Origin of the sequence: Maricaulis sp. D1M11 (assembly GCF_047308265.1) — a bacterium.
In the GTDB taxonomy this organism is placed as follows: domain Bacteria; phylum Pseudomonadota; class Alphaproteobacteria; order Caulobacterales; family Maricaulaceae; genus Maricaulis.
Genome location: NZ_JBKQWY010000002.1, coordinates 405,029 through 427,350, shown reverse-complemented (window position 1 = coordinate 427,350; position 22,322 = coordinate 405,029). Strand labels below are relative to the sequence as shown.

Annotated in this window: 20 protein-coding genes and 2 tRNA genes; 11 read left to right on the top strand and 11 right to left on the bottom strand. The window is 60.3% G+C overall.

The genetic code is table 11. The features are described from left to right. Positions 1 to 23: 23 nt before the first annotated feature. Positions 24 to 1,286 (bottom strand): APC family permease, encoded by a 1,263-nt coding sequence (locus RMQ97_RS06270; RefSeq protein ID WP_413659997.1) that lies wholly within the window; start codon positions 1,284 to 1,286, stop codon positions 24 to 26. A gap of 205 nt (positions 1,287 to 1,491) precedes the next feature. On the opposite strand from RMQ97_RS06270, the gene RMQ97_RS06265 reads away from it, so the two are divergent. Then, positions 1,492 to 1,567 (top strand) — tRNA-Thr (locus tag RMQ97_RS06265). Between the two features lie 408 nt (positions 1,568 to 1,975). On the opposite strand, the gene RMQ97_RS06260 is transcribed toward RMQ97_RS06265, so the two are convergent. Next, positions 1,976 to 2,173 carry a hypothetical protein gene (locus RMQ97_RS06260; RefSeq protein WP_413659996.1) on the bottom strand — a complete coding sequence of 66 codons (198 nt, stop codon included), beginning with the start codon at positions 2,171 to 2,173 and terminating at the stop codon, positions 1,976 to 1,978. Positions 2,174 to 2,433: 260 nt separating this feature from the next. On the opposite strand from RMQ97_RS06260, the gene RMQ97_RS06255 reads away from it, so the two are divergent. Both RMQ97_RS06255 and RMQ97_RS06250 read left to right on the top strand, forming a co-directional pair. Continuing rightward, positions 2,434 to 4,419 carry a hypothetical protein gene (locus RMQ97_RS06255; RefSeq protein WP_413659995.1) on the top strand — a complete coding sequence of 662 codons (1,986 nt, stop codon included), beginning with the start codon at positions 2,434 to 2,436 and terminating at the stop codon, positions 4,417 to 4,419. 84 nt (positions 4,420 to 4,503) lie between these two features. Next, complete coding sequence (locus RMQ97_RS06250) at positions 4,504 to 4,971, top strand: c-type cytochrome (RefSeq protein ID WP_413659994.1); 468 nt, start codon at positions 4,504 to 4,506, stop codon at positions 4,969 to 4,971. Between the two features lie 46 nt (positions 4,972 to 5,017). On the opposite strand, the gene RMQ97_RS06245 is transcribed toward RMQ97_RS06250, so the two are convergent. From RMQ97_RS06245 to egtB, 3 genes are all read right to left on the bottom strand, one after another. Beyond that, positions 5,018 to 5,845, bottom strand: a complete 828-nt coding sequence (locus RMQ97_RS06245; RefSeq protein ID WP_413659993.1) for a hypothetical protein — start codon at positions 5,843 to 5,845, stop codon at positions 5,018 to 5,020. Positions 5,846 to 5,859: 14 nt separating this feature from the next. Then, complete coding sequence (locus RMQ97_RS06240; protein WP_413659992.1) at positions 5,860 to 6,627, bottom strand: class II aldolase/adducin family protein; 768 nt, start codon at positions 6,625 to 6,627, stop codon at positions 5,860 to 5,862. Between the two features lie 140 nt (positions 6,628 to 6,767). Then, positions 6,768 to 8,036, bottom strand: a complete 1,269-nt coding sequence (egtB, locus tag RMQ97_RS06235) for an ergothioneine biosynthesis protein EgtB (RefSeq protein ID WP_413659991.1) — start codon at positions 8,034 to 8,036, stop codon at positions 6,768 to 6,770. A 97-nt stretch (positions 8,037 to 8,133) separates the two neighbouring features. Between egtB and RMQ97_RS06230 the strand changes: the two genes are divergently transcribed. From RMQ97_RS06230 to RMQ97_RS06215, 4 genes are all read left to right on the top strand, one after another. Beyond that, positions 8,134 to 9,192, top strand: coding sequence for a DUF2336 domain-containing protein (locus tag RMQ97_RS06230; RefSeq protein WP_413659990.1), 1,059 nt, complete (start codon positions 8,134 to 8,136; stop codon positions 9,190 to 9,192). Between the two features lie 31 nt (positions 9,193 to 9,223). Further along, positions 9,224 to 9,997, top strand: coding sequence for an NAD kinase (locus RMQ97_RS06225; RefSeq protein WP_413659989.1), 774 nt, complete (start codon positions 9,224 to 9,226; stop codon positions 9,995 to 9,997). 91 nt (positions 9,998 to 10,088) lie between these two features. Next, positions 10,089 to 10,577, top strand: a complete 489-nt coding sequence (locus tag RMQ97_RS06220) for a response regulator (RefSeq protein ID WP_413659988.1) — start codon at positions 10,089 to 10,091, stop codon at positions 10,575 to 10,577. A gap of 26 nt (positions 10,578 to 10,603) precedes the next feature. Beyond that, complete coding sequence (locus RMQ97_RS06215) at positions 10,604 to 11,101, top strand: Hpt domain-containing protein (protein WP_413659987.1); 498 nt, start codon at positions 10,604 to 10,606, stop codon at positions 11,099 to 11,101. 95 nt (positions 11,102 to 11,196) lie between these two features. Here RMQ97_RS06215 and RMQ97_RS06210 read toward each other — a convergent pair whose 3' ends face one another. Together RMQ97_RS06210 and RMQ97_RS06205 are read right to left on the bottom strand one after the other, a co-directional pair. Next, positions 11,197 to 12,327: a DUF2336 domain-containing protein gene (locus tag RMQ97_RS06210; protein ID WP_413659986.1), complete on the bottom strand. Its 1,131-nt coding sequence runs from the start codon at positions 12,325 to 12,327 to the stop codon at positions 11,197 to 11,199. Positions 12,328 to 12,433: 106 nt separating this feature from the next. Further along, entirely contained in the window at positions 12,434 to 13,228 is a 795-nt protein-coding gene (locus RMQ97_RS06205; RefSeq protein WP_413659985.1) for a hypothetical protein, read from the bottom strand. Between the two features lie 133 nt (positions 13,229 to 13,361). Between RMQ97_RS06205 and RMQ97_RS06200 the strand changes: the two genes are divergently transcribed. Further along, positions 13,362 to 14,348: a helix-turn-helix transcriptional regulator gene (locus RMQ97_RS06200; protein ID WP_413659984.1), complete on the top strand. Its 987-nt coding sequence runs from the start codon at positions 13,362 to 13,364 to the stop codon at positions 14,346 to 14,348. Between the two features lie 62 nt (positions 14,349 to 14,410). Here the strand turns inward: RMQ97_RS06200 and RMQ97_RS06195 are convergent, their stop codons facing one another. After that, positions 14,411 to 14,662 carry a hypothetical protein gene (locus RMQ97_RS06195; RefSeq protein ID WP_413659983.1) on the bottom strand — a complete coding sequence of 84 codons (252 nt, stop codon included), beginning with the start codon at positions 14,660 to 14,662 and terminating at the stop codon, positions 14,411 to 14,413. A gap of 214 nt (positions 14,663 to 14,876) precedes the next feature. Next, the gene (locus RMQ97_RS06190) at positions 14,877 to 15,608 is read right to left on the bottom strand and encodes a hypothetical protein (protein WP_413659982.1); all 732 of its coding nucleotides are present in this window, start codon (positions 15,606 to 15,608) and stop codon (positions 14,877 to 14,879) included. Positions 15,609 to 15,809: 201 nt separating this feature from the next. On the opposite strand from RMQ97_RS06190, the gene RMQ97_RS06185 reads away from it, so the two are divergent. Then, on the top strand, positions 15,810 to 16,829 hold the full coding sequence (locus RMQ97_RS06185) for an alpha/beta hydrolase (RefSeq protein ID WP_413659981.1): 1,020 nt from the start codon (positions 15,810 to 15,812) through the stop codon (positions 16,827 to 16,829). Positions 16,830 to 16,892: 63 nt separating this feature from the next. On the opposite strand, the gene RMQ97_RS06180 is transcribed toward RMQ97_RS06185, so the two are convergent. Both RMQ97_RS06180 and RMQ97_RS06175 read right to left on the bottom strand, forming a co-directional pair. After that, positions 16,893 to 16,969, bottom strand: a tRNA-His gene (locus RMQ97_RS06180). 428 nt (positions 16,970 to 17,397) lie between these two features. Beyond that, a complete protein-coding gene (locus RMQ97_RS06175) occupies positions 17,398 to 18,192 on the bottom strand; it encodes a M48 family metallopeptidase (protein WP_413659980.1) in 795 nt (264 codons plus the stop codon). A gap of 170 nt (positions 18,193 to 18,362) precedes the next feature. Between RMQ97_RS06175 and RMQ97_RS06170 the strand changes: the two genes are divergently transcribed. Beyond that, positions 18,363 to 20,492 (top strand): AsmA family protein, encoded by a 2,130-nt coding sequence (locus tag RMQ97_RS06170; protein WP_413659979.1) that lies wholly within the window; start codon positions 18,363 to 18,365, stop codon positions 20,490 to 20,492. A gap of 66 nt (positions 20,493 to 20,558) precedes the next feature. Beyond that, complete coding sequence (ggt, locus tag RMQ97_RS06165; RefSeq protein WP_413660021.1) at positions 20,559 to 22,292, top strand: gamma-glutamyltransferase; 1,734 nt, start codon at positions 20,559 to 20,561, stop codon at positions 22,290 to 22,292. Positions 22,293 to 22,322: the final 30 nt, after the last annotated feature.

Sequence of the window (22,322 nt, the reverse complement as noted above, 5' to 3'; positions counted from 1 at the left end):
ACGGGAAACACTAGGGCCCGGCCTCAGAAAACCGTCGTCACGGCCACGACCACTACAACAAACACGCTGACAAGCAGGGCGACCACAGGCGCCCAGAGCGGGGCCCGGAAGTGGGGAGCCGTAAACGGCGCCTCGTCCAGCCGCGCCTCCCGGCGTCGCACCGCGAGAAGGGCTGCATTGACGAGCGCGAACACAATCAGGGTGACGGCCGAGGCCGCAATGGCCAGACCACCGAGCACACCTGACAGGCTGAGCACAAACACCAAGCCCGCGACAATCAGGGTGGACCAGAGCGGGGTCTTGCGCGACGGGCTGACAAAGGCAAGCCAGGCCGGACCCAGCCCGCGCTTGCCCAGACCATAAAGTACGCGCGAGGCCATCAGCACCTGCACAAGGGCACCATTGATCATCGCGACAAGGGCAATGGCCGCCAGAATATGGCCCGGCCGGCCGGTCGCGGCCTGAAACACCGTCACCAGCGGCCCCGATGACTCAGCCAGTTCCTGGGGAGACACCACCCGGACCGCCACCCAGGAGACCGCCATGTAGAACACAGCCGAGATCCCCAGTGTCGCAAGAATGGCTATCGGGAGGCTTCGCTGGGGATCCTTAACCTCCTCGGCCAGGTTCACAATGTCTTCGAAGCCGATAAAGGCAAAAAACGCCATCACACTCGCAGCCAGCAAACCGGCCCAGGGCCAGGCGGCCAGACCGTCATTGCGGGCGGCAAAGGGCGGCGCTTCATAGGCCAGTGCATCCGGCGCGGCCACGCCCAGGATCAAAACCAGCCCGAAACCTTCTGCTAGCGTAATCAGAGCGGCCAGCCACACGGATTCTCTCACGCCCCACAGCGCGACACCTGTCAGTGCCACCAGAACCATGGCCATGACGGCAATATCGGGCAGGTCGACATAATCGTGCAGATATCCAGCAAAACCGTGCAGCACGACCGCAGCAGAGATACAGCCCGACAGGGCCACCCCATATCCGGCCACCGATGTGAGATGTTTCAGCCGAAAACCCTGCTGGACATAAACGGCCTCACCCGCACTTTCAGGATAGCGCGACCCCAGTTCGGCATAGGATAAACCGGTCAAACCGGCGAGAAATCCAGCAAAGAGGAAGGCCAGCGGCACATGCATGCCCGCCACTCCGGCCATCTCGCCGATCAGCGCATAAATACCCGCGCCCAGCGTGACACCCACACCATAGAGCGTGAGCCCCACCGGTCCGATGACGCGATGCAGATCAGCGGTGCGCGCCGGCGAGCCAGTCTCGGGTTCCATCGACAAACCTGCCTTGTTTAACGCTATCTAGCCGGATTAGTTGCGGTACACTGAGACTTGCATCCAAAAAAGTGAATTTCCTTTGAACGTTGCTGACTGGGCCCATTTACCGACCGAATTCACCCCGTCTGCATTCGGGCCGCAGCGGGCGCTTGAGCTTTCTCGCGCAGCGGCGTATTGCAAGGGCTTCGCGCGTTCGCCGCGCGCCGGCTTAGCTCAGCTGGTAGAGCATCTGATTTGTAATCAGAGGGTCGGGGGTTCGAGTCCCTCAGCCGGCACCATTTTTTCTTTTATTCCCTCTCGGCTCGACCCGAGCACGGCATCATATTGGTCTGATCCCGTCATTTCACTTTCCTTGATCTCTCAAAGGCGACCGAGGACATATTGATGGATTTCTCCTGTCTCACCCCTTCGCCGTCGGCAGACGCACGTTCAGGCGTCGCATCAATAGCAATGCCAATCGACATCCTGTCCAATCAATCGGCGCTCTCTGTAATACCGGCTTGCAGGTTCTGCCGCATTCAACGGCCCCTTCCATACATCCACAAGATCGGGCGCCATGGCCGAAAACACAAAACCCGGATCAATGGATCCGGGTTGCGTCTCGAACAGCCTAAAGGAGTGCTGAAGCCAGAAAGGATGGAGCCGGGAATGGTCAAGCCTGGATCCGTGTCCGTCAGCGATCATCACTAACGCGTGGCACCGCCTTCAATATCATCGAAATAGCCATTATTTTCGAGTAGTGCGCGGGTGTAGGTCTCGATCATCGTATCGATCTGTTCCGCCGTGCGGCCAGGGGCCTCAAATCGGGCGTGCAGGCGCTGTTTGGCCCGCTCTGCTTTTTGCGCATACGCCCGGTGTGTTGCCTCATCAGTCAGGATTGTCATCGTGTCTCGCTTCGCGGGGCCAGGGATCGTCCTTACTCCCGCTTAGATTGATTCTTCTTGGTTTTAAAAATATACTATTTTTGGTCTGAAAACCTTACGATAGCGTTGCTAAAGCGCCCGTACAGACAGAAAAGAACGCCGCAAACTGCAAGAAACCCCGCAGTTTCACAACTTTTCGTTGCCTTAACTCTTAACATAGTGCTAACGCTCGTCGCAACAAGATTCTTCTCAAAACACAGCATATACGGGGCAGAACACGCATGACGAGCGCTGAGGGGGGCGAGAGTTCAGAGAATAATTCCAATCCGGTACATACCAGCGGAACTCTGGATCAACGTGCGTCCATACGTCACCTTTTGCGGGTCGCCTTCCCGCGTGGCACACAAATGGCAAATGATCGCCGCCGCTGGACATGCCCCGCTTCCCCGCCGGACGTTTTCGGCTTTTGCGCCCTCCTCCTGCATTGGTCAGGCGCCTATCGCTTTTTCAGCCCCCGGCTTGATGGCGAGGCGGACGGCGAGGGCTTTCACTTCGTGCCAGAAGATCGCTATCGCGACGCCATCAAGCTCGGAGATGAGTGGCGCACCTCTCGAAGAATGATCGAGAGCGGAACTCACGGCTTCGTTGAAACGCCTGCCCGCATCAAGGAGATGTGGCAGGAAATCACCCGCAATGGGGCGCAGACTCTGTATCTCGACCTCAAACCGGGCGATTCCATTCCCGAGTGGTGCATCAATGTCTATCTGTTGACCATTGTAGCCGACCAGGCGTGCGCGGGCATCGGGCGCTTCAGTGAGTCAGAAGGCGGCGAACTCGACAAGGATATCAGTTGGTTCGACGAGATGTACTCAGCCACCCTCGAACGCGACCGGCAGGCCTCGCTCAAACAGAACGCACACGTCGCAGACACACCACACCGCGCGGTGGATCCAGACACAGCCTCCCCCGGCCAGAGCTACGAACACCTGCCGATCCGGCCGCGCTTCAAGACCCTGGCCCTCCGCCTGAGCCAGGATGTGGCGTGTGTCCAGCCCAAGAACAAGACCCCCGCCGTGGGCTGTACCATGCGAGCACTCAGCCATCATGTGTCGCTTTTGCCGAACCAAGGCCAGATCCGCGTGCACTGGTTGAGACCGCCTGCCCGGGATCTGGGAGACCCCATAAGAGAGGATTTCAATGTTCTCCTGATCCCCTATCCGTTCAAGATCGACGCCGAGGCCTTCCAGCCACAGCATCAAACCTCAAAATCCACTCGCAAATGGGGATGGTTCCATCTGGACCAAACCTGGCTGCCCAGGGCCAGCTCATACCCGAGATTTGTGGAGACGATCGACCGCTTGATACAGACAGCGGAGGATAATGCAGGAAAGATCCATGCCGTTGTCTTCCCGGAATTTGCCCTGAACTGGGATTTGTTCAAATCCATCTCGGGCATGATCGCCAAAAACCACCCGTCCGTGTCCTTGTTGACCAGCGGATCCAACAGCAATTGTTATCATAAACACCCTGATGGCAATTTTGTCCTGACGTCGAACTTCTACGATGACTCAGAGGACGAGAAACGACGCTTTATTGCGACCAGCCGCCCGAAACATCATCGCTGGCAACTCAACCGGTCTCAGATCGAAGGATATGGTCTCGACAGCGTCCTGGATCCGGACATTGTCTGGTGGGAACACATCCCGATTGAAGAACGCGAACTCCACGTGAACCTGTTTCGGGAAGGCAGTGCGTTTTCAACACTGATCTGTGAAGACCTGGCACGCAGCGAACCCGTCCATGAAGTCCTCAAATCCCTGGGGCCGTCCCTGGTCTTCGTTCTCTTGATGGACGGACCACAGCTCAGTTTTCGTTGGCCCGCTCGATATTCCACCGGCCTTTCAGATGATCCGGGCTCAACTGTCCTGACTTTAACGTCAAAGGCGCTGGTCAATGCGTCGGCCGAGCACTACCGGAAAAAACATGAGGCAGAGCAAGCTGATCCGGATTCGTCCGAAAAACAGGACTTCCAACCAGACTATTCCGTTGCGCTTTGGAAGGATGACATCAACTCTCCACGGTCGATTGTCTGCGAGCCCGGATCGGCGGCCGTCGTCTGTCGATTGAAAGCGGACAAGGTCATGGAAGCCAGCCTTGATGGTCGCGAGATCGAAAACTGCTGGTCCTGGCGCATGACCAAAGGGAAGACCGCGACAACGCAAGTCGCACTCAACGCGGAGGATAGTGAATTTCTCGGCGTAACCTAGATCTGCCCCCGCGCCATGCTGACGCATTGGGCATGGGGCGAATTGCGGTATATAGGCTAAGAGGGACACATATCGGAGTTCTTGATGTCACGTTTTGTTTTTTCCCTGACTGCGGCCACGCTTGCACTCAGCACCCCGGCCCTGGCCCAGGATGAGGCCGCCGACACCGCCACCCAGGCTGTTCTCGCCGCGCTGGGCGAGGGCTATCTCGAGGCGAATCTGAGCAATGGCGCCCGTCAATTTCGCCGCTGCCAGTCCTGTCACACACTCACCGAGGGCGGCCGCAATACGGTTGGTCCGAACCTGTGGGGCATTGTGGGGGCGTCAGCCGCCTATAATGAGACGTTCAACTATTCCCGTCCGCTGAGCGAAAGCGGACTGGTATGGGATGCCGCGACACTGGACAGCTGGATTGAAAACCCGCGCGCCATGGTGCCGGGCAATCGCATGAGTTTTGTCGGCCTGCGCGACGCCGCAGCCCGCCGCGATGTGATCGCCTATCTGGCGGTCGAGACAACAGCGCAGGACGCCACCAGCGTGGTGAGCGAATAGGCAGGCTCCCTGCCAAATCCGGGGCCAACGCCATAGAGACGGGCGGTCAGAACCGGCGCCAGACGCTGAAGAAGACCGCCCTTTCGCGTTGAGAATTGCGGCCCAACGGGGTTGTCGACACTCCCGCCTGAACCTGACGCCCGCGCCACTCCACCAGGAGAGAGGCGCTGAGCTTGTGCTGGGCAAAGCTGGATTGAACGCCCCGGCCGCCCTCCACACTCCAGACCGAATGCGATTGCAGCAAAAGGTCGATGCGCGAGGCCAGGGCTTGCCCCCAGGTCAGATCGAGCCGCGCCTCGTCCAGCCGTGTCCCGTCCCGCCAGCGCCAGCCCAGCTGGGCATCCACAAACCCGTCGAACACACCCTCATCCAGACTGCGTCCCGCCAGGAGCCTCAGATCTGAGGCCCATCCCCCCTCTCCCAGCGGCTGATTGGACAGGTTTTCTCCCTCACCGGGTATCAGCACGCTGAGCTGGGAGGAGACCACATAAGGCCCGGCGGTATGGAGCTGGCGGCGCAGACCGATCTCGCTGGCTCCCAGCCCTTCAGCGCTGTCGGCATTGGGACCCGCGCGCATGCGGACCGTCTGCCAGGCCAGACGCGTGACGAGGGTAGTTTGATCACTCAACCCGATCTCGCCATACTGGGACGCCTCATCCTTGTGGAAGATCCGGTCGGCAATCACCGCTCCGTCCGCGTCATACGCCGCATTCGAGCGATTGACTTGGACCGTGGAAATCCACACACCCTCGCCCCGCCTCTGGGTCCAGGCTCCGGCGTGCGCCTCCCAAGAAAAACCGGCCCAGGCGACAAGGCCCAGACCGGTCATCAAAAACAGGGTGCGGATCGCTCGCCATCGACGGCGCTCCGACACATCGGGTCTGTATGTCAGACGTCGAAACCCGGACTCTCCCGACGGACACGGTCGAGTACGGCGGCCCAGGCGATCTCCTTGAAGAGTTCGTTCGAGGCAATTTCGGAGGATTGCCCGAAGACACGGTCCTGCATTTTCTGATCCCATTCGACCAGCTCCCCGCCTGCCTGTGCCATCACCTGGATCTTGCACGCACGCTCCAGGAGATAAAGGCGAACATACGCGCTAAACGGGTGGTCGCCAACAGCCAACGTGCCGTGATTGCGCAGGATCATGAGATTCTTTTCGCCCAGATCACCCACAAGGCGGACCTTCTCGTCCTCCTCCAGGGCCAGGCCCTCATAATCGTGATAGGCGATATCATTCATGATATTCATCGCGAGCTGGGAGATCGGTCGCAATCCGCCCTTCTGGGCCGCCACCGCCACGCCGGCATCGGAATGCAGATGGATCGCCACTTTCACATCATGTCGCGCAGCGTGAAGCGCCGAATGAATGGTGAAACCTGCGGGATTGATGCCATAGCGTGAGGGCGGCAGGACATTGCCCTCCAGATCGACCTTCACCAGATTCGAGGCCGTCACATCCTCATACAACAATCCGAACGGATTGATCAGGAAGTGCTCGTCCGGTCCCGGCACACGCATGGAAATATGGGTGAAAAACAGATCATCCCAGCCATGCATACGCACCAGGCGATACAGGGCCGCCAGGCTGCAGCGGGCTTGCCATTCTTCATCCGTGACCAGTTCACGCGCGGAAAACGCGGCTTGATCGTCCATTGGGTTCTCCTCCCCTTATCGATCGCGAGATCTCGTCCGCCGACGGACTGTCTCGCTTGAAACCGTCTGGCCGGGTTCTGCCGGGCGTTTACGCCTCTTCGAGCCCGCCAAGCCCAAGATCGACTTTTGTCCCGCCGACGTCAAATGTCTTTGGCCAGACGCAATCCGGCGAAGGCCCAGCGCGCGTGCGGCGGGAAGAAATTGCGATAGCTCACACGTGCATGCCCGGCCGGTGTCGCAACACATCCACCGCGCAGAACGAACTGCCCGCACATGAATTTTCCATTGTATTCACCCACAGCCCCCGGAGGCGCCTTGTAACGCGGATAGGCGCTATAGGCGGAACGGGTCCATTCCCACACCCCGCCCATCATCTGAGCCAGCTGTCCGTGTGGCGCACTGCGGGCTGACGGGTGCGCTGACACGCCCGGCTGCGCCCCAGCGACCTCGGGTCCCGCCAGCGTGCGAGCCGCATGCTCCCACTCACGCTCTTCGGGCAGACGCGCGCCGGCCCATTCAGCATAGGCTGATGCCTCATAATAACTCAGATGCACCACAGGCTGGTGCGGGTCGAGGGGCTGTTCCCCATGCAGGGTGAATTCGCGCCAGCCCGACGCCTCGCGCCGCCAATACAGTGGTGCCGTCCAACCCTCGGCCTGGATATGCGCCCAGCCATCAGACAGCCAGAGTGTAGGATCGGCATACCCGCCGTCTTCGATGAAGGCGAGATACTCGGCATTGGTGACCGGATGACGCGCCAGTGCAAAATCAGTGAGCACGGCCTGATGCACCGGACCCTCATTGTCAAAATGAAAGCCGTCATCCTGCATGCCAAAGGCAAACACCCCGCCCTTGACGTCGATCCAGCCCGTTGACGCTTCGTCCTCGCTCCCTTCCGCGGGCACAGGCGCACGTGAAAATGCGACAGGCGCGAAGGGATGGCGCGACAGGACATGTTTGATATCCATCAACATCAGCTCTTGATGCTGTTCTTCGTGCGCGAGGCCCAAGGTTATCAGCGCCTGCAACTTTTCGCTGCATCCGGTTTCAAGCAGAGACGCCATGCCCGCATCGACATGGGCCCGATAGGCCATCACCTCGTCGATCGAGGGGCGAGTGAGCAGGCCGCGTTCCGGTCTGGGGTGACGCGCCCCGACACGGTCGTAGTATGAATTGAACAAATAATTGAATTTTGTGGAAAACTCTTGATATCCCGGCAGGTGTTCGCGCAGCAGAAAGGTCTCCCAAAACCAGGTCGTGTGAGCGAGATGCCATTTCGTGGGCGATACATCCGGCATGGATTGGACCACCATGTCCTCGGCACTCAGATCCACAACCCATGCTTGAGAGTTGTTTCGAACTTTGCAGTAGTTATTAAATATTAGATCGGAATTTGCGATGTCGACCATCGGTGTCGCCTTCCATTTCAACAAATTAATAAGTTTTCAAGGCACAGCCTATAAGACCAGATTGACGATGTTTTTGTAATCCGCTGCCTTTGAAGACATGACGAGTAACGCCGTACACACCATTACCCACCTGGCCCGACTGCGAGACCCATCCAAGCAGAATGAGCTGGCGATTGGGATCACAGATCTGTGTACCGCGCAGCCCCTGTCCGAGGTCGCAGGTGAGATTGCGGGCGAAATTCTGGTCATGGTTTCAACCAAGGCCAACACCCCGTCCAAAGTGCATATGGCCGAGAAGCTAGCTGTGTGTCGCTGGGCACCCCACTCCATTATTCGCCATCTCGCTTTTGAAGAGATCGAGGTTGCCAGCCTGGTCATCAAGAAGTCCAAAACCCTCACGGAAAAGGACATGGTGGATCTGGCCCGCGACGGGTCGCGCGATCACCGCCGCACGCTGGCAGCCCGACCCAATCTGGCCCTTGTGGTCACCGATATTCTGGCCGAGCCGGCGGAAGCGCCGATCCTGCGCGCTCTGGCCAATAACGATACCGCCGAGATCAGCGAGAATACGCTGGACATCTGCCTCACAGTGGCCAAAGACAATCCGAAACTGCGTGAGGCCTTGGCCCGTCGGCATGACTTGTCGACCGAGTTCGCGACACAGTTGTGCATCATGCTGCCGGAGAACTGGCGCGAGGAAATGTATCGTCGCTTTGGCCTGGACAAGGCCAAGGTCGAGAAACTGACGATTGAGACGGCGCTCAGCGCCACGTCCGAAAGCAAGGACGAAGAAGCCGCCAAGACTGTCGCCGACGCCATTGAGGCCGGTCGTTTGACGGGCGAATTCGCACTGACCGCCATCAAGGCCGGCAATATCCCGGTCTTTGATCACGCGATCGCCCATTTGTGCAGCATCACTCCGGCACAATGGCGGGTCGCCCTGGCGATGAATGGCGTGCGCGCAGCGGCCATGGCCTGCCAGGCCGCCGAGTTAAACCGCGGTGCCTATCCCATCATTCACAAGGCGCTGATGAAGGCCGGACGCATCCACCAGGTCCTTGAAGGCGATGCCATGACAGCCGCCGCCAATGTCTTCCGCATGTATGGTGCAGACAAAGCCAGCAAGGTCTTGCGCCAGATGGGTTCGCGGAGTTGAATACGCGCTCGTTTCGAGCAGGCGTTTTGACTTGACCTCCACACCTCCCGCTTTTGCCTATTTCTCCAGCCCCCGCGACGACGCCAAGGCGGCCCGCACCATGCTGGAAGATCGCTATGGCTCTGTTCCGCTGAAAGACGCGACGACCTTGATCGCCCTGGGCGGGGACGGCGTGATGCTGGATGCGCTGCATGCCTCGATCGAGACCGGTGCCAGCGTGTTCGGAATGAATTTCGGGTCGGTCGGATTCTTAATGAATGATTTCTCGGCCAATAACCTACCCAAACGCCTGGCCCAGGCCGACCGCGCCCGCATCCGCCCGTTGCGGGCGACCGGAACAGACATTCATGGAAAGAGCTTCACGGCGCTCGCGATCAATGAAGTCTCCCTGCTGCGTGAAACCAGCCAGACAGCCAAGATCCGCATCTCCATTGATGGCCGCGAACGTCTGGACAGCCTCCAGGCCGACGGGGTGATGGTCGCCACGCCCGCTGGGTCCACCGCCTATAATCTCTCGGCGCACGGCCCAATCCTGCCGCTCGACAGCCGGGTTCTCGCCTTGACCCCGATCAGCGCCTTCCGGCCCCGTCGATGGCGCGGCGCCCTGTTGCCGCATGCGGCACGCGTTGGGTTTGACGTCATCGATCCCATGCGCCGGCCCGTGTCTGCCGTCGCCGACAATCAGGAGTTTCGCGAGGTCACACATGTCGAGGTCGCCGAAGCCCGCGATATTTGCCTGACCATGTTGTTCGACAAGGACAGAAATCTGTCCGAACGGATCCTGATTGAACAGTTCGAAAACTGAGGCCAAAACCGGCCTGCGGCTTAGCGTCACGTTAAGTAAAATACCCTAGCTTGATGGTCGATTTGGACGTGAAATGTCGAGCCAGGACCAGATGACCGCTGAACACGCCAGTTTTGCCGCATACAAAGTGCTGATCGTTGACGACAACGCAGCGCTGCGCGGAGCCCTGCGTGTCACTCTTCAGGCCCTGGGCTGTGCCCAGGTGATCGAGACCGACAACGCGGAACGCGCCCTGACCCTGCTCAAAAAACAACATGTCGATCTGATGATCACAGACTGGAAGATGAAGCCGCTCGACGGGATTGAGCTCGTGCGCCAGTTGCGCAATCCGATGGCCAGTCCGGCCCCCTATCTGCCGGTGATCATGCTGACTGCCTATTCCCAGACCGAGAAACTGCGCCAGGCCCGCAATGCCGGCGTCAATGATGTTCTCGTCAAACCCTTCACCGCCGAGGGCCTGGCGCGCTGCCTGCGCTCGGTTCTGACCTCCAATCGTCCGTTTATCGAGACCGAAACCTTCTTCGGCCCCGATCGTCGCGCCACGCCGCGACCGGACACTCCGGCCATGATGGCCGGCTAATCGCATACCAGTGGAAGGAAGACTCCATGGCGCAGCCTGACGAAGCCGAAATGATCACGCCGCCCAATATGCTGCAGATCAAGGTTGGCGGCCCGATCTCACAGGGCGATCTTCACCTGATCGAAAAAGCCGAGGATGCGCTCAAAGACATGCGCGGCCAATTCCAGGGCTGGCTCGAGGAAGAAGTGACCAAGCTTGAGGATGCCGCGAAGGCCGTGATGGCCAAGGGCCTCAAGGGCGAAGAAGGTGAAACCCTCTTCATTCGCGCCCATGATCTGCGCGGGCTGGGTTCGACCTATGAATTTCCGATCATCACCCGGATCTCCGCATCCTTGACCAAGATGATCGACATGCAAGAAAAACGCGATGTGGCGTCCAAGGCTTTGGCCATCGCCCATGTTCACGCTATCCGCGCGGCTCTGAGCCAAAACATTCGCAATACGGATGACCAGGTTGCCGGCGCCCTGGCCGCTGAACTGGAGAAACAAACCCATGAGTTCGCAGAACCATGGAAAGACGACTAGGTTTAGTCGCCTGTTACATTCATTAAAAAGCCCGGCTCCTGGCCGGGCTTTTTCATTTAAGGTGTTTGGCGGTAAGAGAGACCCATCAAGCCGCCTCAGCTGGCCATCGCGACGCGCATATCCTCGTCAAACCGGTCCAGTACATATTCCAGATCATCTTCCGGCAGACCCTGGAAGCGGGTAATCGCGCGCTCGGCCAGTTGACGACGAAAACGCGCCCGACCGTCACGATCGTGCGGCGTCTCCAGCGCGTGATAAACATCCAGCGCGGCCCGCAAGGCCGGGAAAATGCGCGACGGCAAACCCGTCCGATCATAAATCGCGCGCAGACCCAAGGGCCCCGCATCATGCACCAGAAGCCAGGCCTTGGCATGACTGACCCCGGCGAGCTCCGCCAGGGCATGCTCCATAAACACGATATGTCCGCGCAAGGTGGCCCGCAGAACCAGTGACGGTGTCAATCGACCATTCAATCGCAATTGCTGGACGAAATGGCGCGGATTTTCGGCCAACCCGGCCTGGTCAACCAGGTCCACCGTGGCCCTTTCACGACTTTCCTCGGCGATCTCCACGGCCAGCTGCGGCGGCAGGGCATGGGTCTTCACCAGGCGCTGCATGGCCTCGTCACTGATTTTCGAAATCAGCTTTTCGGTGATGGCGACCGGCAGGTGGCTACGGGCCACAAAACTGTCCATGATCTCGGTCTTGTCGCCATAGCGTTCCATGGCGTCCTGATAACACTCACTGTCAAAGGAGGCGCCATTATTGGCGGCCACCACATTGACGACGGCCTCATCCCCGGTTTCCAGGATCTTCTTGACAACCGCAGTGCCCACCTGTTCCCGCGAGGCAATGGCCTTGCGCTTGACGGTGTTGGAGGTGTCGAGCAGCTCCAGGAGGTCATCATCGGTCAGCACGGGCGATGACATCAGCAAAGGCAGGGCCACGGTTTCGATATCAGCGGCAAGCTTACAGGCGATGTCGTGAGGCAGGTGCGGAGAATTGCGCAGGGTGACGGCCATCGCCCTCCGGACAAGCTCGGCGGCATCACTGGCGATCATTTCAAGAATACCTTCAGCGGCCTCGCGCTCGGCCTGGGTCAACGCCCCGCTGTCAACGCGCCGACAGATCTTGCTGGCCGCATTGGCCCGATCTTCGTCATCCCCCTTTACGAGACGACGAATATCCTGTTCCGTCAAACGGTTGCGAAGAGTGACAACACTCATGATCGGCCCTTTCAGAAGCAGGCATGGCCGCAGACGGACCACACCAAATCACCTGGAAGATTACCGAAATCATGATTAACGAAAGCTTTCCGGGACACCGCCCGGTTTACCACTCACGATCCTTGTCCGCGAAGGGCAAGTCCATCGAGGCCAGCAATTCCACCAGCAAGGGCGATAACTCCCCGCTGGTATAGCCTACGACGGAAGGTGTGAAATAACCCTGTGGTTCAGACGCTTGCGCCATAGCAGGCACGGTGTCCGTTGCCTGGACTGCGGGCTCGACAGGCAGATTGACCGGGCGTTCCTCAGTCAATCGTGCCAGAACATCGCGCAAGGACCGCGGTGTGCCGTGCTCATAAAATATGGGACGATTGGTGTCAGCCGCGCGCGGAAAATACTGATCCGCCGGAGCGTCCGGTGCCTGGTCCGCGGCCTGGATCAGATCCGCCGCCCCGGATGCACCCAGAAAATGAGCCGCATAGAGCTCTCCGGATGACGGTTCACGTCCGATACGCGATTGCAGGACAGCCGCGTTTTCCGACGCCAGCTCAGCCGCCATCCGCGCGGACAAACCAGCATCAAACCGCAAATCCAGCAGGGCCTGGCGCGTGTCCGGATCACTCACCGACAAACGCCCACCAGCCGATGTTTCAATGGCCTGGGACAGTTCACCGTGACCGTGCGCGGCACCATGGCGCTGCATCACACCCAGCCAGGTCTGCTCAATAAACTGGAACATGCCCGCCGCAGACGAGGTGCGCGCCTGGGCTGCGGGATCGAAATTGCTTTCGCGCGCAGCCGTTCGCAGGAGGAAGTCGAAATCAGCCCCTGTGGCATTGGCGGCGTCGCGAATGACCCGTGTCGAGCGCTGCAGGCCCGTATGTTCAACCGCTTCGACCAAGCCGGTCTCCTGATTCCTGTTCGTGCGAAGTGTGAGCGAGATAAGACTAAACAGAGATTAACGCCGATTCTCACGGCTCGACACCCGACCTGTGTCATGTCAAATTCTGTCACCCATAGTGATGAGACCCTCCATGTCATTCTCCAAAGCTGTCGATCTACTGCGTCTGGCCCGGCTGGCCTCGGGGCGCGTCGGAATATCCCTCGACGAGATTGAGCGGGAATTTGGTGTAGTCCGGCGAACAGCCCAGCGCATGGGTCAGGCCCTCGCCGAGGTCTTCCCGGACGCAGAGGATTATTTTGATAGTGAAGGGCGCAAACGCTGGCGCCTGCCACCTCGCAGAGTCGCGGAGTTTCTGGCGCCCCAGGCCGAGGAGATCGCCGCACTGGATCTGGTTATCGAACGCCTGAACGATGAGGGTGACAGCGCGGCACGGGCCCTGAAAAACCTGCGTGACACGGTTCAGGCGCTGATCCCTGACCGACACCGCTTCCGCCTTGAAGCCGACCAGGAGGCCCTGCTCGAAGCCATGGGCCATGCCGCACGGCCTGGACCGAGACCGCGCACGCGTGAAGATGTTGACGAAGCCATCGCCACAGCGCTCAAAGGTCCGTTTGTACTGACGATTTCCTATCGCAGCCGCAATGACCCCGCCCCTCGCCAGCGCGAGATCGAACCCTATGGCCTGCTGCTAGGCACCCGTCGCTATTTGGTTGCACGTGATCGGGCGCGCGACGCGATGAGCCTGCGCCATTACCGGGTCGAGGACATTGAACAGGCCACCCTGCATGAGGAAAGTTTCGAGCGCCCGCCGGGGTTTGACATTCATCGGTATGCCCAGCGGGCCTTTGGCGCCTTCCAGAATGAAGACGAGTACGGCCCGGTGGAATGGCGGTTTTCGCCGCGCGCCGCCCCCCATGCCGCCCGCTTTCGGTTTCACCCGGCGCAAGAGCTGGAATGGGCCCAGGACGGATCTTTAACCATCCGGTTCAATGCGGCGGGCTGGCTGGAAATGTGCTGGCACCTCTATGCTTGGGGTCAGGAGGTGGAGGTCATCCGACCCCAGGGCCTCAAGGACATGGTGATCGGGTATCAGCGCGAATTTCCCGCCCTGCCCTGACGCACAGGGCCAGATCAGGACTTGATCAGGACCAGAACAGGGCCAGCACCAGGCGCCAAAACCTAGCGAATGGCGATCTTCACCTTGTCCGCCCCCATCCAGGACGGCATGGCATGACCGTCCGCGGCACTCATGGCCAGGCGATACCCGCGATTGAGATAACGACAGACCGAGCGCAGATCTTCAACATGCAGGCAGCTGGCATCATTGTTGGGCTCCTGCATGCGGAAAAACCCGTCACGAAATTTGTGCGGCACCATTGAACGGGTGCGACCACCGGCTCCGGGGATAAAGGCGTGAATAGCGATAGCCATGATGTCTCTCCAACACTGTGTGCGTCTGCGTTGAAGAGATACTGATCCACGAGGGCGACAATTTCAGTCACCCACCAAGTTCCCAAACGAAAACCCTCACTGTCGGACGCATTCGGGCAAAAGCCCGAATCTGAAACGCGCTCAAAACAAAAGGCCCGCGACACTGATGCGCGGGCCCCGGATTGCTTGTCAAACACCCCTTGTGGGAGGCGCCTTAATCCTTGATCGCATCGAAGGCCTCGCCCATGTGAACCAGCGCACCGATCAAAAATTCGACCCAGCGATTGAGATGGCTCAGCGTCAGATCCTCGGCTTCGAGAACCGGCGGCACTTCCACTTCGTAGACCTGGTAGAAAATGCCCGCAACCATTTCGAGGCGTGCATAGAAGGTCTCAACACGGCTTTGCTCGGCACCGCGCAACCCCTCGAACTCGCCTCTGAAATCGCGCATCAGTTTCGTCTGCAGCGCGGCGCGGTGGGTGATATAGGCCTCTCCCATGCGATCGAGATAGACCGCCATCAAACGCACGAGGGTCGCGGCGGCCTCTTCCTGTGCCGCCTGATTGCCGGCAGCCTCGGCCGCGCGAAACGCGTCCAGTGTATTGTCGTAATGCACCTGGAAGCTCTGGAATTCGCGGGCGGCCAGCACGGCAAAGCCCATCTTGCGCTGGATATCCATGCACAGACGCGGCGCCTGGCGGCTCAGGCGGTCCAACAGCCCGACCTTGCGAGGCACATCGAAAGATTGCGTACTGACCAATTCGCGACCATAGCCGATCGTGGCACCGGTGAAGAAATCATCTGTGGCGGTCAGGGCCTCCACACCGTCATTCAACAGGCCCGCACGCACGAATGTGCCGTCTTTTGCCCCCTCATAGGACAGGCGCGCCCGGTTTTCATTAAAGGTCACATACCCGAAATTCTGATCTTCACGACGCCAGATCATGCTTTCCCCCAAAGCCGTAAAACAACTAAAAAGAGTTAACGCGAGACGGGACGCGCGTCCAGCAACATAAAAATGACGCACACCAAAACCCGCTCAAGACCAGGCCTTCAGCCCATCGCGCACAGGATTGCTCCTCTCCGCCCCCTCGGCCTAGACTGCGCACTGCCATCATCAAGCACTCACGCAATCCAGGTCGGCCCCATGACACCCTACAGTTTCGATGAGCACCAGCCGCGCGGCGTCATGGCCCGGGCCTGCCTGTTCGTCTTCAGTACACTCGCCCTGTTGCTTCTTACTCTGTTCACACTCGCCCTGCCCCCAGCGCACAGCCAGGACCGGACCCAGGATCTGCCCCAGGACCTGACAGAGGACTCTTATCCCGCCATGACCACACGCGTGCTCGCCCAGATCGATCCGGGCGCCCTGGCGCTCTACGACACCCCACCCATGCCGGAAGACACGGAAATTTGGTCCGATTTTGGTGAGGAACGCTGGGTGCGCAATGTGACCCGGCCCACGCTTCTGCCCATCCTGCCGGATCCCGACACGGCCAATGGTGCGGCGATCCTGCTCATTCCGGGCGGCGGCTTTCAGTTTGTCTCCATCGACAATGAAGGCTATCGCATCGCCGAACCCCTGGTCGCCCAAGGGTATACGGTCTTCCTGCTGAAATACCGCACCATGACCACACCGCAGGACGAGGCCGGGTTTTCCAACCACATGCGCGCCATCTTCTCCGGACGCGAGCCATTTAGCGGATTTGACCGCACGCGCGGCATGGGTCTGGCTGTGCAGGATGCCGGTCTGGCCTGGCAGATTATCCATGAGGGTGCTGCCGACTGGGATATCGATATCACCCGCACCGGTGTGCTGGGCTTTTCCGCCGGCGCCATCACCGCCCTGGGTCTGAGCCTGGACACTGCCGACACGGCCATCCCGGTTCCGGCCTTCCTCGGCTATGTCTATGGCCCCATGAATCCGCCGGAAATCCCGGCCATGCCGCCGCCGCTTTTTGTGGCACTGGCCGCCGATGATAGCCTGTTTGCCGGTCAGGGTTTTGCGCTGATCGAAGACTGGCAGGCGCGCGGCAGTCCGGTGGAGTTTCACTATTACGAGAGCGGCGGACACGGGTTTGGCAGTTACCAGCGCGGCACACCGGCCGATGACTGGCTGACCCAGTTCACCACCTGGCTCGACACGCGGGGCGTGAGCGCGGAGTGAGTGTGAGGGGATGACGGTGGGCGCTGCGTGACGAAGAAAACAGCGCATTCCGGAGAGAAAAAATGGTACCGCCTCCCCGGTTCGAACGGGGGACCTCTAGATCCACAATCTAGCGCTCTAACCAACTGAGCTAAGGCGGCACATCGGGCTCTGGTCGGATCGGCAGGATGAGAGCAGGCCTCACCGGCCGACCGTCAGAACGGGCCTGACACCAAGCGGCGTCAAGGCGCGGGAAACTAACGCCGGCATGCAGACATGGCAAGCGCGCTGTCAGAGCTTTTTCAGCGCCCTGTCATACCGCTTCAGCGGCTTCTCAGCCCCGGCGCTCACTTGGGCTCTCTCCCCGGTTCGTTCCCCCGGTTCGTTCCCCCGGTTCGCTCTCCGGTTTCGCTCCCGGGCCTCGCGCCTGCATCCGTCCCTGTCGATACCCACGCGCCAACGCGCTATCGGCCGAGCGCAATCGACAGAGTGACCTCCACAAAAAACGTGAACTCCACAAAAAACCCGGGCGCACGAGGCCCCCGGGTCTGTGTGGCGACAGGTCTGATACAGGTCTGATGCGTTGTGATCAGACGTAATTCATCGACTGCATGTGCGCGCGCATGGCGGCGATGCGATTGTCGTCGGAGGGGTGGGTGGACATGAATTCCGCCGTATGCCCCTGGCTTTGTTCGGACATGGCCATCCAGAAATCGACGGCCTGGCGCGGATCATATTGCGAGCGTACCATGTAATCGACACCGAGACGATCGGCCTCGTATTCGTGCTGACGCGAATAGGGCAGGATCACGCCGAAGGTGACACCCGCACCCAGCGCCGCGGCGAGGTCGGGGTCATAGGCATCGCCCATCTGGCCCTGGGCCAGGGCGTCGAGCAGACCCAGACCCATCTGGGCGGCCATTTGCTGGCTGGCGCGTTCGGCAGAGTGGCGGGCGGCGACGTGCGCGACCTCATGGCCCATCACAGTGGCGAGGTGATCATCGGTCACCATCATGTCCATAATGCCCTTGTAGAAACCGACCTTGCCATTGGGCAGAACCCAGGCATTGACCGTATCATTGTCGAACACCACGAATTCCCAGTCATACTGGGTCTGACCAGAGGCCTGGACGACACGCTCGCCCACACGCTGCAGGCGGCGGTTATAGGCCGGATCGCGCAGAACACGTTCCTGTTGCAGGGATTGCTGCCAGGCCTGGGCCGAGAGATTGGCCAGTTGACCATCAGAGACGAGCATTAATTGGGAGCGGCCCAGCGCGGCGTTTTCGGCGCAACCGGCCATGAATGGCACGACACTGCCCGCAGCCAGACCCATGATCAGCTCACGTCGGCGCATCAGCGGTGTGGATTTTTCACTCGACATAACGATTACCCCCTTCGTTTTTGTCACGGATAACCCTTACACTGGCCCGCAAGATTGCCAAGTCCTGCCATGCGGCCTTTGGGTGATATTCTGCCCTGTTCCGGCCCTGCCAGTCCTGTTTTCTCCCGGGCGTGTGAAACGGCACACGCCGGTAGCCAAGAGCGAAACCGATGAAACGCCTGTTGAATATCGTGCTGATCCTCATCGCCCTTCTCGTGGTGGCGGTGTTCGCCCTGCCCGCCCTGATCCCGGCGGACACCTATCGCGAACCGCTCAGAACCGCCCTGTCGGAACAATTGGGCCGCGACGCCGATTTGTCCGGCGATCTGAGCTTTTCCATCCTGCCGCGTGTGCAGATCTCGGCGCGCGATGTGAGCATTGCCAATGCGGACGGGTTTGGCGAGGACGTGTTCGCGGAAATCGCCGATCTCCAGGTCGCGGTCGGCCTGTTGCCGCTGCTCGGTCGACGGGTCGAGATCGATCAGTTCGTGCTGGTGGATCCGGTCATTCGCCTCGAACAGCGCGGAAACCGCAATAACTGGACGTTTGAAACCGGCAATGCCGACGCTCAAACCGCGCCCGCAGCCCCGGCGGGCGAGGGTTTTGTCCGCCAGCCCGGCGCCCTGCCCTTCGAGACCGTGCTGGGCGATGTGCGCATCACCAATGGGTCGATCTATTACACCAATGGCACGGACAGCCACGCCATCACCGGCCTCGACCTGTCGGTGAGCATGGAGAATTTCGACAGCCCCGCCCGACTGGATGGCGCGTTGAACGCAGATGGTGAGTCGATCGGATTCGAGGCGGAAATCGCCTCCATTCGCGCCCTGTTCGAAGGGGCTGAAACCCCGATCACCCTGGATCTGAGCGGACGCCTGATCCAGGCCGGTTTTAACGGACGCGTTCCCCAGGGCGAGGATTTCACGCTCACTGGACGCGTGGATCTGGACATTCCCGACCTTCGCGGCCTGGCCGCCTTCGCGGGATCCCCCATGCCGGAGGGTGAAAATCTGCAATCCGTGTCCGGATCCGGACAACTGGCCGTCGCCGGAACCCGTTTCGCGCTGACCAGCGCGCAGGTGCGCATGGACGAGATTGCCGCCAATGGCGATCTGGCCGTCAATCTGGGGGGCTCTCGCCCTGTGATCACCGGCTCGCTGACGGTGCCGGAGCTGGACGTCACCCCTTACCTGTCCTCCGCTCCTGCCGAGGCCTCACCGTCCAGCGAAGCAGGCATCCCGCCCTGGAGTGATGAACCGATCGATCTGGCCGGTCTGGGTGTGGCTGATGCTGATCTGAGCCTGAGCGTGGGCCGGTTCCAGTTCCGCGACATCGTCGTCAATGATCCAACCCTGGCTGTGCGACTGGAAAACAGCCGCCTGGTGACCGAACTCACCCAGTTCGACCTCTATGGTGGCCGCGGCTCGGTGCGGGTCATCGCCAATGCACGCCGGGCCCGCCCCTCCTTCTCCGCCGCGATGGATGTTCGCGATCTCAATGCCGAACCTTTCCTGATTGCGGCTGCCGGGTTCGAGCAACTCAGCGGTACGGGCGAGCTGCGTCTGGACCTCACCACCAGTGGGAATAGCCAGGCCGCCATGATGTCGGCCCTGGACGGAACCGGGGCGTTCACCTTCCGGGACGGGGCTATCAAAGGCATTAACCTCGCCTCCGTCGTCCGCAATGTGCAGAGTTTTGTGTCCGGACCGGCGGCCAATGACCAGACCTCGTCCGAAACCTCCGGTGAGGAGATTGGCGGTGTGGGCGCTGATGAAGCCACCGACTTCACCGAACTCTCGGCCACCTTCCAGGTGACGGATGGTCTGGCCCGCAATTCCGATCTGGCCATGCTGAGCCCGCTGATCCGGGTCACCGGCAGTGGCTGGGTCAATCTGCCCGAACAGACGCTTGACTATCGCCTGCAGCCGCGCGCTGTGGCCTCAATCCAAGGCCAGGGCGGCGAGCGGGACATTCAGGGGATTACCGTGCCGGTGCGCGCGCACGGCTCGTTCAACGCCCTGTCCTTTGGTGTCGACACCCAGGCGGTCGCCAATGCGCTGCTCAATTCGGTGATTTCCAACGCGCTGGGCGGCGATGGTTCGGCTCCAGTCCGTCCGGAAGACGCACTGCGTGACGGCTTGCTGGATGCACTGGGCCTGAATCCGCCCACGGATCCGCAACCGGCAGACTCAACGGACGGAGAACAACCGACCGAAGAGGTGGATCCGGCCGAAGCCCTGTTGCGCGGTTTCCTAGGCCAGGCCCTGGGCGGCAATGACGAGGATGATGGCGGCAACTGATTGTGATGGAGAGGGATAATGGGACGATGGACAACCGCCTTGGCGGGTCTGGTAAGTGGTGTAGCGATGTTTAGCATCTCCGGTGATGGCGACGCCGCCCAGCTGGAGACCCGCTATCCGGGCGACCGGATTTCGGGTGAGCATTTTGCTACGCGCAGTGCTGTCATCGCCCAGAATGGGGTCGCGGCAACGGCCCATCCCCTCGCCAGCCAGGTCGCGATCGATATTCTCAAACAGGGCGGAAATGCCGTGGATGCGGCCATTGCGGCCAATGCCGCCATCGGTCTGATGGAACCCACCGGCAATGGCATTGGCGGCGATATTTTCGTCATCCTCTGGGATCCTGAAACAGAACAGGTCTACGGCCTCAACGGCGCGGGTCGTTCGCCGATGGGGTTGTCGTTCGACGCGATGCAGGCCCATGTCGAACGCTGGGGCGAAATCCCGCCGGGCGGATCCCTGCCCGTTTCAGTGCCCGGGACCGTGGATGGCTGGTTTGCCATGCATGAGCGTTTTGGCTCTCTGCCCATGAGCGATATTCTCGCTCCGGCCATCGATTATGCCGAAGACGGTTTCCCGGTCACCGAGGCCATTGCCTTCTATTGGGATATGAACATGACTCGCTTCGCCCCGGCGGCGCAGTCCGGCATGATCGAGGAATTCGAGAATACCCGCGCGACCTATCTCACCGCCGACGGAGATGCGCCGCGCGAAGGCGAGATTTTCCGCAATCCAGACCTCGCCCAGACCTATCGTCTGCTGGCGAGCGGGGGGCGCGATGCCTTTTATGAAGGCGAGATTGCCCGAACCATTGATCGCTATATGCAACGCATCGGCGGCGCTCTGCGTTATGAGGATCTGGCTGCGCATCGCTCGGAGTGGATCGATCCGGTCTCGGTGAATTATCGCGGATATGATGTCTGGGAATTGCCGCCCCAGGGTCAGGGCATTGCAGCCTTGCAGATGCTGCAGACCCTCAACGGGTATGATCTCTCGGAAACCGGGTTCATGACCGCGCAGACTCTGCACCTGATGGTGGAGGCCAAACGCCTCGCCTTTGAGGATCGCGCCCGGTTTTATGCCGACCCGGACTTTGCGCCAGCTCCGGTCGAGGCCCTGATCTCGGCGGAGTATGCTGATCAGCGACGGGCCCTGATTGATCAGGACTCGGCCATGGAGAGCGTGGCGCATGGTGATCCGGCGATCCTGCAAGACGGGGATACCACCTATCTCACCGTGGCCGATTCCAATGGCATGATGGTCTCGCTCATCCAGTCCAATTATCGCGGCATGGGATCGGGACTGGTGCCCGATGGTCTGGGCTTCATGTTACAGAACCGCGGTCAGCTCTTTTCGATGCAGGCCGGACACCCCAATGTCTATGCGCCGGGCAAACGCCCCTTCCACACGATCATTCCCGCCTTTGTGACCCGCAATGGTGAACCCGTCATGAGTTTCGGTCTGATGGGCGGGGCCATGCAGCCCCAGGGCCATGTGCAGATCATCACCTCGATGATTGATTTCGGTCTGGGTGTGCAGGAAGCCGGTGATGCGGCGCGCTGGCGCCATGACGGATCGAGCGAACCCACAGACGCAGTATCGACCGGCGGGTTGGGTGTGCTGCATGTGGAAAGCGGCATGCCCGAAGCCACTGTCGAGGAATTGCGCGCGCTCGGCCATGACGTGGTTGTCGATGCGGGCGGTTATGGTGGCTATCAGGCGATCTGGCGTGACCCGGATACGGGTGTCTACTGGGCCGCATCGGAAATGCGCAAGGATGGCAGCGCCATTGGCTACTAGATCCGGAAGCCAGTCGCGCGCCGGGTTCAA